Raw genomic sequence first — 15,907 nt, 5'->3', positions numbered from 1 at the left:
AGCAAGTATTTAATTACTTGCTTTTTTATTTATATATTGGCATATTAACTCATAATCCTCTGGAAAAGCTAACGATAATGTTTCAACTTCATGTATCCCCTTCCAAGCAATTTCATGTATTAACTCATCAGGATCTTGTATGTTCATATTACCGCCTGTTTTTTCTACAAAGTAATAGTGAACATACACGGGAATTCCGTATGTAATACCTTCTTTTTCGTATATTTTATTTACAACTTCCACATTGTAACCTGTTTCTTCCCAAACTTCTCGGATACAACATTCCTCTAGTGTTTCTCCTTTTTCAAGTCCTCCACTTGGGACAGACCACCTTTTTTCTTCTCCCTTTTGTCCTTGCAATACCATTAAAACTTCATTTCTTTCATTTACACATATAGCTGCTGCACCTATCCATCTCTCCATGTACATCCCTCCCCTACAAAAATTCGCCTTCTTTATCATTTTCTCCTTGAAAAAAGAGGAAAAAAGTAAACTAATGACGAAAAATCACATTAACTTCATAGACAATCCCTTATTAGAAATTAAAAACGGAAGGATGAAAATATGATTTCTAAATATGTTGTGGAATGTGTCTTTTGTGAAGAAAATCGAAAGCCTCGACAAGCTATCGTCACAGTTCCCGCCACTACTCAGCTACTAGCCATTGAAAAAGTGCGTGCGGAATGTAAACGTCGTTTCGGAAAAGCTTTATTATTGCAAACAGAAATTAAAGAAGAAATAATTTTTGAACAAAAAGAAAGCTGACCATCAATTGGTCAGCTTTCATATCCGATCATATTTTCACATGAAGATTAGGGGCATCCTCTTTAAGGATCGGGATTTTTCCATTATGTACGTTCCATAATGGTCATCGAACAATATATTTCTATGCAATTAAATATTGAATAGAATAGGGCAAAACTTGTTCGCATTTTTAGAAAAGGGATAGGGATATAATTCAAGTAGTACTTCGAATACTCGAACTTTACACTCATTATATTAAAGCAAATCCTTTTATATGGGAAATATGAATTACTTACATAATTCATTCGTAAAACATATTAGTTTGCTATATTATTTTTATTCCATCAATAACATACATCCTGCGAAAACTCGTGTCATAATCATTGAAAACTTCAAAAGCATGCGTGGTACATAATTTGTAAACTTCGCCCCGATATACGCTCCTATCATCGTCCCAATTAATACTTGCAATAACAATATAAAATCCCCATGACTAACATCGTTATAATAATTGCCACACGCTCTCCCTCCAGTACCACAATTATCTACTATACGCTCTCTTGCACACAAATAAAAAGCATCCTCGACGGATGCTTTCAATACTTTACTATATTAAAAATATGTACTTATTCTTGATTGATCAAAATAACTGCAGGACCAGCAACCACTACTCCAGCTACTTCTATCTTTTCAAATTCCTTTACTGTAATAGATATAACCCCTTCTCGTTCCATCAATTCTTTACTCAGGACATCAGTCGGTATTGCTTTCACCGTCTTACCTCCTTTTCATTTTATACAGTGCTACAAAAAATAACCCAATGCATCTATATATATGCATCACCTCCGCTTTCATTCCTTATTCCCCTCAAAATTCACATTCCCTTTCTATAGCATATTGAAAAATAAAAAAGAAGTTATACAATTTATAACTTCTTCCTCTCACTATATTAATCTCGCTGCACCTTATATTCTATAACATTCCCGTCATTATCAAATTGTAAAACAAGACGTTCACTATCTATTGAAATGAAGCCACGCTCATTTCCAAGATAATACGAAGTGGTAGCTCCCACTTCCCCATTTCTTGTTTCAGTAGGAGCTCCTAACAATTTTATAATTTCTTCGTTTGATTTTCCTATTAATTTATATTTTTGTAATAAGTCATCTACCATATGTACCCGTTTCTCCGCATAATTTAACCACCGATCTTGATTAAATTTAGAAGTGTATTCATTCGTACTTAATTGTACAGTACACACTATTAATGGAATGAGTCCTACCATCCTTACTTTTAACATTGGTTCTTTTTCTTTATTACGATTCTTAGAAACATATAATATAGCTCTTTGAATCATGACTAATATAATAAATGGCATGACTACTACAAAAATACTCTTTACACTTAAGGACATATGAACCATATCAATAACGAAAATAAACGCAAGATACATTATTATATACAAACAAAAATAAACATACAAAATGCCATGTAATATAGCGTTCAGAAAGCTCTCCCCTTTTTAATTCATTCTACTAATCATTTCTCGAATCATTTCTAATTCTTGTTCTGTATATATTACTTTCCCTGTTAAAATTTCATTTCTGAAGAACGTTACAATTTGCTCTCTATCTTTTAATCTCGGCGTTTCTTCTTCAGAAAGATCTATCAATTCTTTGCCACTTTCATTATAAAAATATACAACTGCCTTTACATTTTCTTTTACAATATCAACTTGTATTTCTTTCAATCGATTGTATAAAATGTGAGATAGTTCCTTCGCTCTACATACTGGATTCCCTTCATTTTTCACTTGTAGCGTTAATGAATCTGCACCTGTAATCCATTCAAACGTCTCTTCTTTCTCAACCACTTGTTGATACTTACCAATTTCATCAATCATAAATGAATATATATTAGCATTTTCTTTCGTTAAACCATGAATTAACTTCCCTGTCCATTCTTTCGTCTCAAGTAGATATATGCCCGTTTTACTTAAGACAAGATGATGAATCCGAAAATCATTTCCTCCACGCTGATTTCTAACGAAAACGTTCGGCATAATATGAAATTCATTATCTACTATTATTCCTTGCTCTACGAATCCTCGTTTCATATAATATAATGTTTCGTGTGTATTCACTTCAGCACCATTTTTAGTATACTCTCGTAAATCCGCAATTAGCTTTTGGAACATATGTATTTCATTACTATGTTTATCTTGCATTTCACTACGTTCTTTACTATGTTGTATAGCTAACTGATTTTTCATCATACGCATATTTTCAAGTTCTCTATTTGCACTTACTTGTAAATCATTGTATTTCTTCTGTTCCATATTTTTCAATGTATTTTGTTGTTCTTTATGTTCTGTAACCGTAGCTGCAATTTCATTTTCATACGTTTCAATTGCTTGCTTCTTTTCAAATTCCACTTGCTGACTCTCTGATTCTAACTGTTTATTTTTATAAAACAGTACGAACACTCCAGCTAATAATAATAAAATTATACCTATTAGCACATAATCCATAGTTCGACTCCTTTTATATACATATTTCTACTACATTATACTATGTTATCGATATATATTTTGTAGAAATTTCAAGTGCAATCAAAAGACCTTGTAGTTCTACAAGGCCTTTTGCAAACTTCCTTTATTTTGTAGTAAATACATATTATAATACAAACCTTGTTCACTCAGTAACTCTTGATGTGTTCCTCTCTCCACTATCTCTCCATCATGCATAACAAAAATTTGATCTGCATCTTGAATTGTAGATAATCTGTGCGCAATTGCTATCGTCGTTCTCCCTTTTCGCATTTGCTGCAACGCTGTTTGGATAGCCTCTTCTGTTTCTGTATCAATATTAGCTGTTGCCTCATCTAATACTAATACTTTCGGATTCGTTGCTATCGTTCTAGCAAACGCGATTAATTGTCGTTGCCCGCTAGAAAATGCAGCTCCTCTTTCTACTACTTCTGTTTCATACTGCTCTGGTAATTTTTCAATAAACATATTGGCTTGCACAAATCGTGCAGCTTCTTTTACTTCTTCATCCGTAATCTCTTCATTGTACATACGAATATTTTGCTTAATATTTCCCGCAAATAAAAATGCATCTTGCAATACGAGTCCTATTTTCTTTCTAATTTCTTGTTCTCCAAAATTCTCTAAATCCACACCATCTATTACAATATTTCCTGATTTAATGTTATAAAATCGCATTAATAAATTCATAATCGTACTTTTCCCGCTACCAGTATGCCCAACAAAAGCAACCGTTTGCCCTTGTTTCACGTGAAAAGATACATTTTTCAAAACATCACGCTTTCCATCATACGAAAAAGTAACATTTTTAAATTTAATATCTCCATCAACTACTTGAGGGTTCCCATTCCCTTTTTGAATTGGTGCTAAATCTTTTTCATCCATTAAATGAAATACACGTGACGATGAAACAAGTGCCTGTTGGAAAAATGACAATTTCATCATCATCTCATTTACAGGCTGGAAGAAACGATGAATATAGTTAACAAAGGCATATAAAACCCCTACTTCAACTGGACTTTTTAAAGCATCAATTCCAAATAAGCCAAGTACTAACGCAATTGCTATAATATGAACTAAATCTGTAGCTGGACGTAAAAGTAATGCGTCTAACTTTAACGTACGTCGCCCTGCACTATAATGTTTATTATTCACTTCTTCAAACTCTTTTCTCATACGCTTTTCTTGTCTGAACACTTGAATAATATTCATCCCTTGAATGGACTCGTTTAACTTTGCGTTTAAAACACTCAGTTGATTACGTACTTCTAAATAAAAAACGGCACTTTTCCGGCGATATAATACCATGATCGAAAACATGATTGGAATTAACACGAGAGAAAATAACGCTAATTTTACATTTAATAAAAACATCGCTACTAAAATACCTACTAAAAAAACGATATTTTTCACAAACGTTGATAATACACTTACGTAAAAATCTTTTATCGCTTCCGTATCATTCGTTATGCGTGATACGAGAGTACCAATCGGCGTACGATCAAAGAAGCTTAATGACAATTTTTGAACATGCTCATATACTTCAACACGCATGTCTTGAACAATTTTAAAAGCGATATTTTGAAAATACAATAAGTCTAAATAAGTAAATAATACTTTTAATAAATGAGCAACAATATACACTACAAATAGAGTAACAAGTGCTGATTGATCAAAGTTACGTGGTACTAAGTGTTCATCAAGAAATTGTTTAATTAAAAAAGGACCCATCATTTCAGTTACAGTTGCACCAACTAGAAATAAAAATGCTAATGCTAATAACCTTTTATATGGTCTCATATAAGAAAGCAATCTTCTTAAATCACTCTGTTTTTTCTTAGCCATCATACGCCTCCTTTCTCCACTAATGCTTCTAACTGCTGGCTTTCGTACATTTCTTTATACCAACCGTTTTCTTTCATTAATTGCTCATGTGTACCTCGTTGTACAATTCTACCTTCATCCATAACTAGAATAAGGTTGGCATGTTGAATTGCACTTAAACGATGAGCAGTAATAATCGTCGTTTTCCCTGCTCTTTCCCTCTTTAATGCATTTAAAATCGTTTCTTCTGTTTTTGCATCTACAGCAGATAAACAGTCGTCCAAAATTAAAATTTCAGCATTGGTTAATAAAGCACGCGCTATTGAGATTCTCTGTTTTTGGCCTCCAGATAAAGAAACTCCTCTTTCCCCAACTACTGTTTCATACCCTTCTGAAAATTGGAGTATATCATTATGAATACAAGCAATCTCTGCAGCACGAGTAATTTCATTATGTGTAGCATCCGCCTTTCCGAAGGCAATATTCTCCCCAATACTCGCTGAAAATAAAAAGTGATCTTGCGGCACATATGAAATGGCAGAACGGACACCGTAAAGTGTTACATCTCGAATATCTCGCTCCCCAACTTTTAATTCGCCATTAAAATGGTCATACTCACGGATTAAACATTTTAATAAAGTTGTTTTTCCCATACCTGTACGTCCTACAACCCCAAGCGTTTCCCCCTTCTTCAAATCAAAGTGAACATCTGTTAAATTTAACAGTTCATTTTTCTTATATGAAAATGAATCAATCGCAAATGAAACATCACCGCTCGCTATTGTATGTACAGCGTTTTCTCTATTTACTACATCTGATTTTTGAGAAAGGATTTTCTCTACACGGTCATACGAAGCGCGTCCACGCTCCATAATATTAAACAACCATCCAAATGCTAACATCGGCCAAACAAGAGTACCTAAATATGTTGTAAATGTAACTAATTCACCGACTGTCAATTCACCTCTCACAACTAATACTGACCCGTAACATACTGCAATTAAAAAAGAAAACCCAACGATAAGAGCGATTGTTGGATCAAACAACGAATCAATACGAGCGACTAACATATTTTTATGTACGACATCTTCTGACTTTTTTCGAAACGCTTGTAAATCTTCTTTCTCTTGTCCAAGTGAGCGAATTACCTTCATCCCACTCATACTCTCTTGCACCTTATCATTGATTTCCGAAAACGATTGCTGTGCTTTATGGAACCTTTTATGTAATAAAGTTCCATAATAATTTGTAGAAATCGCTACAATTGGCATCGGAATTAAACTTAATAACGTCAACTTCCAGCTAATTGTAAAACCCATCGCTACGAGTACACACCCTCCAACCGCTAATGAATCAACTAGTGTTAAAACACCCGCTCCAGCCGTTTGTTGAATTGCTTGAATATCATTAGTCGCATGTGCCATCAAATCGCCCGTACGACGTGATTGATAAAAAGATGGGCTCATCCTTGTAAAATGTTCATATAAATTCTTTCGTAATTGACGGGCTAGTTTTAAAGAAGATCCAAAAATCATAATACGCCATAAGTAACGTAATATGTACATCGTAATCCCTACAACTACTAATAGAATAACCCACTTCAACAATTTTTCAGATGTTAATGTTCCATTATTAATTTCATCTACTACAATTCCTAGTACTCTTGGCGCTACAAGTTCAAGAAGCGCGACACCAAATAAAATAATAATTCCGATTATGTACGCTCGTTTTTCTTGTTTAAAAAACCAAGCTAAATTAATAAATACCTTCATGTTTTTTCCTCCTCCCTTAAAATGAGCGATGTTTTCAGTTTACCAAAAATACAGAATTTTTAAAAGTTTTAAACTCTATAACTAACAAAAAGAAAAGACACTCTTAGCGAGTGTCTTTTAGCGCTTATTTCGTTTGTTGCTTGCTCATCGCGCTCATCATTTGATTGATTTTCTTTTGAGAAGGTTTTTGTCCCATCTGCATCATCATCATTTTTAACATTTGTTCATTAATTGGTGGATTTTTTTCTAAGTAGTTCATCATGTATTTGCGGGCAATGAAAAATCCTAACGCCACGCCTGCTACTAGTGCTACTACGCCCACTAGAATACCTAACCAAATTGGCATATATTTTCCTCCTTCATGTTGTCTACCTTACAGTGTACTAAAACCTTTTCAATAAGACAAGATACAATTCGACATTTTTTACACATATGTTCGTACTTGTTTTAGAGGATTCAGCCATCCGTACTTTGTATTTTCATAATCCATAGCTAAAAATGTTAATTCACACTTTCTAAGCACCTCAAAAAAAGTCGTTTCCATAGAGACATTTCCAGAGGTGTTCATACGAATATAGTGTGGTTTCACCATTATTTCGCCGTATTCCGCTCCTGTAAAAAGTGTATGTGTATGATGTGTTCTATCATATCTACCAAGATCACGTAAAGCTTGCTCTAATTTATGATGAATTTTCATTACTTGTAATGGCATCGTTATATACATCATTTGTTTGTATAACACTTTTTTCTCCGAAAGGGACCCAGATTCTGAAAATCGAGCAAATAAATCAAAAAATAAATATTCACGACCAAAATAAGCTTTCGCAATATCCTCTTGAATTAAATACAATTCATACGTTTTCATCTTCAGCCTCCCAATCTGGACAACCTTTTCTCTTCATTATATAGAAGAAAATTTGCAATGATTGTCTGACTGCGGAGAGATAAAAAACTTTTTCTGTCGAAAAAACTCATTTACATAGAAAAACCTCTCCATGCCGGAGAGATTTTTCTGAAATCATTAAAGCATTTCTTTTACTTTACGAACAACGTTCTCTACAGTAAATCCATACTCTTCCATAATCTTCTCACCAGGAGCAGAAGCACCGAATGTATCGATACCTAACACATCTCCTTCAAGACCTACGTAACGGTGCCATCCAAATGTAGCTCCCATTTCGATTGCGAAACGTTTCGTTACTGCTTTTGGTAATACAGATTCTTTGTACTCAGCTGTTTGAGCTTCAAAGCGATCCATAGATGGCATGCTGACAACAGCTGCGTCAACGCCGTCTACTGCTAATGCTTTTTGTGCTTCAACAGCTAAACTTACTTCAGATCCAGTTGCAAGTAAGATAACATCAGCTGTTTCTTTCTTGCTTGCAGAAACTACATATGCACCTTTTGCTACTTTTTCATACGTATCGTCTTTTGCACCTTCTAATGTTGGAAGATCTTGACGAGTTAATACTAAAGCAGTTGGTTTGTTTGTAGATTCTAAAGCTAATCTCCAAGCTGCAACAGATTCGTTACCGTCAGCTGGACGAATAACAGAAACGTTTGGCATTGCACGAAGCGCTGCTAATTGTTCGATTGGTTCATGTGTTGGACCGTCTTCACCAACAGCGATACTGTCGTGCGTGAATACATACGTTACTGGCAATTGCATTAATGCTGCAAGACGAATTGCTGGACGTAAGTAGTCAGAGAATACGAAGAACGTACCACCGTAAGTTTTTAAACCGCCATGTAGTGCAATACCGTTCATTGCTGCACCCATTGCGAACTCACGTACACCGTACCAAATGTTTTTACCGCTGTAGTCATCTCTTGTAAAGTCTTTTTCGTTATTCATATATGTTTTGTTAGAACCAGCAAGGTCAGCAGATCCACCGAAGAATGATGGTACAGACTCTGCAATTGCATTAATTACAGTACCTGAAGAATTACGAGTTGCTGCTTTAGATCCTAATTCATAAGTTGGTAAGTTTTGCTCCCAACCTTCTGGAAGTTGACCGTTCATTGCTGCTTGCAATTCGTTTGCTAATTCTGGATATGCTTGCGCATATTCGCCTAACATCGTGTTCCAAGCTGCTTGCGCAGTTTCACCAACATCTTGTACCGTTTTGCGGAAGTTGTCATATACTTCTTCTGCAACATGGAAATCTTGTTCAGCAGTCCAAGCATATGCTTCTTTCGTTAATTTCGTTTCGTCTACACCAAGTGGAGAACCGTGTGAAGCTGATTTTCCTGATTTGTTTGGAGAGCCGAAACCAATTGTCGTTCTTACTTCAATTAGCGTTGGGCGTTTTTCGTCGGCTTTCGCTTCTTCAATTGCTTTCGCGATTGCTTCAATATCGTTTCCATCCTCAACACGGATTACTTGCCATCCGTATGCTTTGTAACGATCTTCTACACTTTCAGAGAATGAACGATTTAAATCGCCATCTAATGAAATATCGTTTGAATCGTATAACACAACAAGACGACCTAATTGTAAATGAGCAGCTAATGAAGATGCTTCAGCAGAAACGCCTTCCATTAAATCTCCATCACCACAAATAGCGTATGTATGATGATCTACTACATTATACGCATCACGGTTATATTTAGCAGCTAAATGTCTTTCAGCCATCGCCATACCTACAGCAGTTGCAATACCTTGTCCAAGAGGACCAGTAGTTGCATCTACACCTGCTGTATGACCGTACTCAGGATGTCCTGGAGTTTTGCTTCCCCATTGACGGAAGTTCTTTAAGTCATCCATTGTTACATCATAACCAGATAGGTGAAGTAGGCTGTATAATAACATTGAACCATGACCTGCAGATAATACGAAACGATCACGGTTAAACCACGTTGGGTTATTTGGATTATGTTTCATAAATTGAGTCCATAATGTATAAGCCATTGGTGCTGCACCCATTGGCATTCCTGGGTGACCAGAGTTTGCTTTTTCAATCGCATCGATGGATAATGTGCGAATCGTGTTGATAGAAAGTTGTTCGATTGAATGTGACATGCTATTCTTCCCTTCGCTTATATTAGTAAACGTTTTATACATTTATATGATAGCTTCCCACGCAAGATTATACAACATGTATCGACAAATATGTTGATATTTTTTTGATTTTACATAAAAAAATCAATGTTTCCGGGAATGTATGGGCATTCAATATGACATACTTTTTCATTGTTTTTATTTTAAAAAGAAAGGGAATTATCTGTATATTTATACATCATTTTCAAATTCCATAATGCAAGATATATCCTTCCCTATTTTTCACTCTACGAAGCAAACGAATAAAAGACTTTAAATCTTGACATAATTTATCTCGATCAATTACATATCTTTCATATTCTCCATCAGTATTATTATCATTTTCCCATTGAAACTGTCCTGTCAGTTCGATTGTTTCTGGCGCTAAAGAAAACATACTAACCAGCAAAGAAAATAACTGTTCTGCTACGACTGCCCCTTTCTGTTCAATTTTTGTAATACCATAATAATGAATCCCAAACCCTTCTGCTCTTTTAGCAGGATAATAAACCGGAATCCAATAGATAAAATCTAATAGATACACAATTAACTCATCACTTAATACAACATATTCCTCTATCGTCGCCTCTTCTTTATACAAGAAACAATCTTCAATCCAATTCACACCTTCAAGATCCAATCCCTTTTTTTCAAATGAAACAAATACAAATTCATGCTGTAAAGCCAAAAGACCCCTCCCATTATCCAATAATATCTACATTATTTATTCTCATTATATAAAAGAAGCACCTTTTATAGGTGCTTCTAAAATAAATTATACAATTTTCTTCCTTATCGAACTTGAAATAAAATCAATTATAATTACCATTAAAATGATGCCTAATAAAATAATTCCTACGCGGGACCAATTCCGTGAACTTAAAGCAAAAATTAGTGGTGTACCAATACCACCTGCTCCAATAACGCCTAATATTGCAGCGGATCGCACATTAATTTCAAACCTATATAACGTATAAGATAAGAAATCAGGTAACACTTGTGGTAATACCGCGTACCAAAGAATTTGAAAACGGTTTGCCCCTGTAGCAATTAGTGCTTCAGTCGGTCCCTTATCTATATTTTCAATCCCTTCTGAATATAGCTTTCCTAACATCCCAATAGAGTGTAACCCTAAAGCTAGAACTCCGGCAAAAGAACCTGGTCCAACAGCTTTTATAAATAAAAGAGCCATAACTAATTCAGGAAATGTACGAACAAAACTAAGTACAAATTTCCCAGTTCCTGAAGTTAATTTTCCACTACTCATATTTGTTGCTGCCCAAAAAGCAAATGGTATAGATAAAAAGGCGGAAATAAATGTACCTAATACTGCAATAGCCAACGTATCAATTAAACCATGTAATAAATCTTCTCCATCTGGCAAAGATACATACGACCAATCTGGGTTAAATACCCCTGTCATAATTGCTTTTGTAATTTCTCCCGCGGTATTCTTTATTCCCTCTAGCGGGACTCCTGAAAAGGCCCATACATATATAACTGCAAGTGCTATAAAAATAATCCAGCGATATACACTTGGTTTCTTTCGTTTTGGTATGATCATCGTCGATTCACTCATTATAATTTCTCCCGCAACAACGTACTTATATAATCAATTAACAATACAACAACAAGAGTATAAATAATAATAGAAGCAGTTTGTTGATATTGTAAAAATCCAAGTGTACGGTCATAATACAATCCAATGCCACCTGCTCCTACTAACCCTAAAACTGCTGCTGCACGTACATTCACCTCAAATGTATAAAGTACATAAGAGACAAAATGCGCTTTCACTTGCGGAATTACTCCATAAACAATCCACTGCACCTTATTAGCTCCTACAGCTGTCATCGCTTCTAACGGTCCCGGATCAATTGCTTCAATAGACTCATACAACAATTTTGCTACGAGCCCAACCGAAAAACAAGTAAGAGCCAAAATACCTGGAAGCGGTCCTATTCCAAAAATCGCCACAAAAATAGCAGCTAATAGTAAATCTGGTATCGTCCGTATAAAATTTAAAATTAAGCGAGCTGGACTGTACAAAAACACATTAGTAAATACATTGCTCGCCGCAAATAGTGCAAGTGGAATAGCTAAAATCGCCCCTAAAGTCGTCCCAATAATCGCCATACGTATCGTATCTAACATTGCTGTTGTAATAACTTCAAAATAACCCCAATCGGGTGGCACCATTTCCTTCAATAAATCCATCATATTAGGAAAACCAACTACTAGTTTTGAAAATGATGCGTCGACCTGCACACTACTGCCCCACAACAGTATAATAACGAGAATAACCGTTAACATATGTTTCAATTTACTCGGTGGCTTCGGCATCGATTTCGAGTACATCGTCACGTCATTCATTTAGCTGCCACCTCTAATAATTCACTTTTCCGAGCTACTTCTCCATATATTTCAGCAAATTTTTCATCCGTTGCCTCTTCTACCAATCCATCAAAGACAATTTCACCTGCATGTAATCCAATAATACGAGTAGCATATTGCCTAGCTAAATCAATAGAATGCAAGTTTACAATCGTCGTAATCCCAAAATCTTCGTTAATTTTTTTCAAATCATCGAGCACTTGCTTTGTTGTGAGTGGATCTAGCGATGCAACAGGTTCATCCGCCAATATAATTTTCGCTTCTTGCGCCAATGCTCTCGCTATCGATACACGTTGCTGTTGTCCTCCTGATAATTCATCAGCTCGTGCATATGCTTTCTCCAAAATGTTCACTCTTTTTAACGCCTGAAATGCAAGCTCCAGATCTTCTTTTGGAAACAACCCTAACGTTGTACGCAGTGTTGAATGATATCCAACACGGCCAGCTAATACATTTTTCAATACCGTTGATCGTTTTACAAGATTAAAACTTTGAAAAATCATACCTATATCTCGGCGCATGCGTCTTAATCCTTTTCCTTTTGCAGCAGTAATAGACTCGCCTTCAATAATAATTTCACCTTCTGTAATCTCATGAAGACGATTTACTGATCTGAGAAGAGTAGATTTCCCAGCCCCTGATAATCCGACCATTACAACAAACTCACCTTTTTCAATCTTTAAATTTATATTATTCAATCCTTTTGTACCATTCTGATACACTTTGGAGACGTTTTGAAACTCTATCACACATCTTACCTACCTTCAATGTATTATCAATAACCTAAAAACGGCAAACTAACCGAAATCACACGTCTTCCAGTTAGTCGCCATTTCCATATGTATTATTGTGTTTTCACTTTCTTTCCATATTCACGAACGATATCAAATTTACTATCATCAGATTTAACATACCCTTCATGCGAGTATACTTCTTTAATAATTTTATGACCTTCCTCATTCTTTCCAATTTCAATGAAAGCATCTTGTAATTTCTTACTCCACTCTGCATCTAAATCAGAGCGTACCGAAATTGTATCGTTTGGAATTTTCTCTGTAAATTTCACTATTTTTGTTTGATCAAATATATTTGGATAATCTTTTTTCACAATATTACGTGCATCTTGAAATACAACAGCTGCATCTACGTCACCATTTAAAAGGGCAATAAGAGACTGATCGTGACCTTTTAATGTAACAGGTTTCACATCTTTCAACGGATCAATTCCCTCTTTTAATAGTACCGCTGCTGGCCATACATACCCTGCTGATGATGCCACATCTTGATAACCAATTTTTTTACCTTTTAAATCTTTTACACTATTAATATTAGAATCTTTCTTAACAACAAATTCAGATTTATAAAAATCTACTAAATCTTTTGTAGGAGCTCCTGTTTCATCCTCTACTCCAAAACGTTGCGCCTGTAAAATTACATTTGCAGCCTTTTTCTCATGCGCTAACACATACGCAGTTGGAGGTAAGAAACCTACATCTACTTGCTTAGATGCCATCGCTTCTACAATTGTATTGTAATTCGTTGAAATACTAACTTTTACCGGAATGTTTAATTTATCACTTAATAACTTTTCCAACGGTTTTGCCTTAGCTTCTAACGTGTCTGCATTTTGAGAAGGAACAAATTGAACATTTAACGTCTTCGGTACATACCCTTTTTTTGTATCTTCATTTTTACTTGCACTTGATTCCTTCGTTCCACAGCCACTTAATAATCCCGCTGCTAGTACAACTGTTGTACTCATTGCAAAAACTTTTTTCAACATGTTAATGCCTCCATTTTTTGTTGTTATAAAATAACCTTCCGTAAACATGAAGAAATATATCACACATTTTCACAAATAATTATCTATTTACAGAATCTTTACACACTTTATACATTCACATTAAAATTCTCTTCATATTTTTGATATGATTAACATGAAGATAACAATAGAAAAGGTGAATGATGTTGAATCAAAATCAAATTGTAACTTTAAACATCTTATTAACAAGTGATATACATGGTACTGTTTATCCAATTCACTACCAAGATAATTCCCAAGCAGAAATTGGTTTAGCTAAAATTTCTACTCTTATAAAAAAAGAACGTTCTAAAAATAAAAACATTCTTTTAATCGATAACGGGGACTTCATTCAAGGAACACCATTTACTTACCATTACGCTACATACGAAAAAGATAAGAAAAACCCAATGTCCTTATTAGCCAACTATATAAGTTACGATGCTGCAGTTATCGGAAATCATGAATTTAATTATGGGATGGATATATTAGATCATGCTGTAGAAACCGCAAACTTCCCGTACTTATCCGCAAACATTTTAGATAAAAACATAAAAGAACCCTATTTCGGGAAGCCTTATATAATAAAACATATTGAAGCAAATATAAAAATTGCGATTTTAGGAGTAACAACACATTACATCCCAAACTGGGAACAACCCCTTCATATTCAAGACTTACATTTTGAAGACGCACTGGAAACTACAAAAAAATGGGTTGCTTACATCCACGAACACGAAAAACCCGATTTACTAGTCGTAGCCTATCACGGAGGATTTGAACGTGATTTACAGACCGGAGTACCAACTGAAGTGTTAACAGGCGAGAACCAAGGATATGCAATATGTCATGAAATTGAAGGTATAGATATTTTATTAACAGGCCACCAACACCGAGAAATTTCTCACACAATAGCTAACGGTGTAACAATTTTACAGACTGGATGTAATGGGCAATCAGTTGGAAAAACAACCGTAACCTTCGAAAGAATGGAACAGAAGTGGGTAAAAAAAGAAAGTTATTCAGAGTTGTTGACGGTGCAAGGAATTGAGGCAGATCCAGATGTTCTTTCCTTAGTATCTGATTATGAAGAGAATACACAAAAATGGCTTGATCAACCTATTGGAATCATTCATGGGGACATGCAAATTTCAGATGTTATGCAAACTCGTTTGCAAGATCATCCATTTATTGAATTTATAAATAAAATACAAATGGATACAGCTAACGTTTCAATTTCTTGTACAAGCTTATTCCATAATACATCTCCAGGTTTCTCTAATCGTGTAACAATGCGTGACATTGTTTCTAATTATATTTATCCAAATACATTAAAAGTAATTCGGATAACTGGAGCGGATATAAAAGATGCCCTTGAACTCTCTGCTTCTTATTTCACATTAAATGTAGATGGAACCATCATCGTAAACCCTACCTACATAGAACCAAAGCCGCAACACTATAATTACGATATGTGGGAAGGAATTTCGTATGTATTAAACATTTCCAAGCCAATTGGCGAGAGAGTAGAATCTTTACTGTATAAAGACGCTCCTCTAAATATGAAGGAAGAATATGACGTCGTTATGAATAATTATCGTGCAAGCGGCGGAGGGAACTTCTTTATGTTTCAAAATAAGCCAGTAATAAAAGACATACCAACAGATATGTCTGAACTTATCGCTAACTATATATTGAAACATAAAAAGATAGAAGCAACGCAAAATAATAACTGGAAAGTTATTAAATAACGAATTTAACAATAAAAAAGATGGGCAGCTACG

At 35.0% G+C, this 15,907-nt stretch carries 16 protein-coding genes and 1 pseudogene; 2 read left to right on the top strand and 15 right to left on the bottom strand.

Annotated elements, in window-relative coordinates; translation table 11 throughout:
• Positions 1 to 9: 9 nt before the first annotated feature.
• On the bottom strand, positions 10 to 423 hold the full coding sequence (locus DN410_RS14415; protein ID WP_149177012.1) for an NUDIX hydrolase: 414 nt from the start codon (positions 421 to 423) through the stop codon (positions 10 to 12).
• A gap of 141 nt (positions 424 to 564) precedes the next feature.
• Between DN410_RS14415 and DN410_RS14410 the strand changes: the two genes are divergently transcribed.
• A complete protein-coding gene (locus tag DN410_RS14410) occupies positions 565 to 765 on the top strand; it encodes a DUF3903 domain-containing protein (RefSeq protein WP_071709670.1) in 201 nt (66 codons plus the stop codon).
• 315 nt (positions 766 to 1,080) lie between these two features.
• Here the strand turns inward: DN410_RS14410 and DN410_RS14405 are convergent.
• From DN410_RS14405 to DN410_RS14340, 14 genes and pseudogenes are all read right to left on the bottom strand, one after another.
• Positions 1,081 to 1,230, bottom strand: a pseudogene (locus DN410_RS14405) (sulfite exporter TauE/SafE family protein); the annotation flags it as partial.
• A gap of 140 nt (positions 1,231 to 1,370) precedes the next feature.
• Positions 1,371 to 1,517: a BC1881 family protein gene (locus DN410_RS14400; RefSeq protein WP_149177011.1), complete on the bottom strand. Its 147-nt coding sequence runs from the start codon at positions 1,515 to 1,517 to the stop codon at positions 1,371 to 1,373.
• A gap of 176 nt (positions 1,518 to 1,693) precedes the next feature.
• Positions 1,694 to 2,242 (bottom strand): hypothetical protein, encoded by a 549-nt coding sequence (locus tag DN410_RS14395; protein ID WP_149177010.1) that lies wholly within the window; start codon positions 2,240 to 2,242, stop codon positions 1,694 to 1,696.
• Positions 2,243 to 2,266: 24 nt separating this feature from the next.
• Entirely contained in the window at positions 2,267 to 3,274 is a 1,008-nt protein-coding gene (locus DN410_RS14390; protein WP_149177009.1) for a nuclease-related domain-containing protein, read from the bottom strand.
• Positions 3,275 to 3,373: 99 nt separating this feature from the next.
• Entirely contained in the window at positions 3,374 to 5,137 is a 1,764-nt protein-coding gene (locus DN410_RS14385; RefSeq protein WP_149177008.1) for an ABC transporter ATP-binding protein, read from the bottom strand.
• Positions 5,137 to 6,888, bottom strand: a complete 1,752-nt coding sequence (locus tag DN410_RS14380; protein WP_149177007.1) for an ABC transporter transmembrane domain-containing protein — start codon at positions 6,886 to 6,888, stop codon at positions 5,137 to 5,139. Before DN410_RS14380 ends, DN410_RS14385 begins: the two co-directional genes overlap by 1 nt.
• Before the next feature lie 124 nt (positions 6,889 to 7,012).
• Positions 7,013 to 7,234: a YneF family protein gene (locus DN410_RS14375; protein ID WP_001123316.1), complete on the bottom strand. Its 222-nt coding sequence runs from the start codon at positions 7,232 to 7,234 to the stop codon at positions 7,013 to 7,015.
• Positions 7,235 to 7,312: 78 nt separating this feature from the next.
• Complete coding sequence (gene sirA / locus DN410_RS14370) at positions 7,313 to 7,753, bottom strand: sporulation inhibitor of replication protein SirA (protein WP_149177006.1); 441 nt, start codon at positions 7,751 to 7,753, stop codon at positions 7,313 to 7,315.
• Between the two features lie 156 nt (positions 7,754 to 7,909).
• Positions 7,910 to 9,910, bottom strand: a complete 2,001-nt coding sequence (gene tkt / locus DN410_RS14365) for a transketolase (protein ID WP_149177005.1) — start codon at positions 9,908 to 9,910, stop codon at positions 7,910 to 7,912.
• 223 nt (positions 9,911 to 10,133) lie between these two features.
• A complete protein-coding gene (locus DN410_RS14360) occupies positions 10,134 to 10,616 on the bottom strand; it encodes a coproporphyrinogen III oxidase (RefSeq protein ID WP_149177004.1) in 483 nt (160 codons plus the stop codon).
• A gap of 87 nt (positions 10,617 to 10,703) precedes the next feature.
• Positions 10,704 to 11,507, bottom strand: a complete 804-nt coding sequence (gene phnE, locus DN410_RS14355) for a phosphonate ABC transporter, permease protein PhnE (RefSeq protein ID WP_149177003.1) — start codon at positions 11,505 to 11,507, stop codon at positions 10,704 to 10,706.
• On the bottom strand, positions 11,507 to 12,301 hold the full coding sequence (gene phnE / locus DN410_RS14350; protein ID WP_149177002.1) for a phosphonate ABC transporter, permease protein PhnE: 795 nt from the start codon (positions 12,299 to 12,301) through the stop codon (positions 11,507 to 11,509). Before phnE (DN410_RS14350) ends, phnE (DN410_RS14355) begins: the two co-directional genes overlap by 1 nt.
• Positions 12,298 to 13,071 carry a phosphonate ABC transporter ATP-binding protein gene (gene phnC, locus DN410_RS14345; RefSeq protein ID WP_149177001.1) on the bottom strand — a complete coding sequence of 258 codons (774 nt, stop codon included), beginning with the start codon at positions 13,069 to 13,071 and terminating at the stop codon, positions 12,298 to 12,300. Before phnC ends, phnE (DN410_RS14350) begins: the two co-directional genes overlap by 4 nt.
• Before the next feature lie 95 nt (positions 13,072 to 13,166).
• On the bottom strand, positions 13,167 to 14,105 hold the full coding sequence (locus DN410_RS14340) for a phosphate/phosphite/phosphonate ABC transporter substrate-binding protein (RefSeq protein ID WP_149177000.1): 939 nt from the start codon (positions 14,103 to 14,105) through the stop codon (positions 13,167 to 13,169).
• Positions 14,106 to 14,290: 185 nt separating this feature from the next.
• On the opposite strand from DN410_RS14340, the gene DN410_RS14335 reads away from it, so the two are divergent.
• Entirely contained in the window at positions 14,291 to 15,874 is a 1,584-nt protein-coding gene (locus DN410_RS14335) for a bifunctional metallophosphatase/5'-nucleotidase (protein WP_149176999.1), read from the top strand.
• The last annotated feature ends 33 nt before the right edge of the window (positions 15,875 to 15,907 follow it).

It is taken from the genome of Bacillus sp. SH5-2 (assembly GCF_008368905.1).
In the GTDB taxonomy this organism is placed as follows: Bacteria; Bacillota; Bacilli; order Bacillales; family Bacillaceae_G; genus Bacillus_A; species Bacillus_A luti.
Note: the sequence above shows the minus strand (reverse complement) of the source record. Positions and strands in the feature narration are given on the sequence as shown.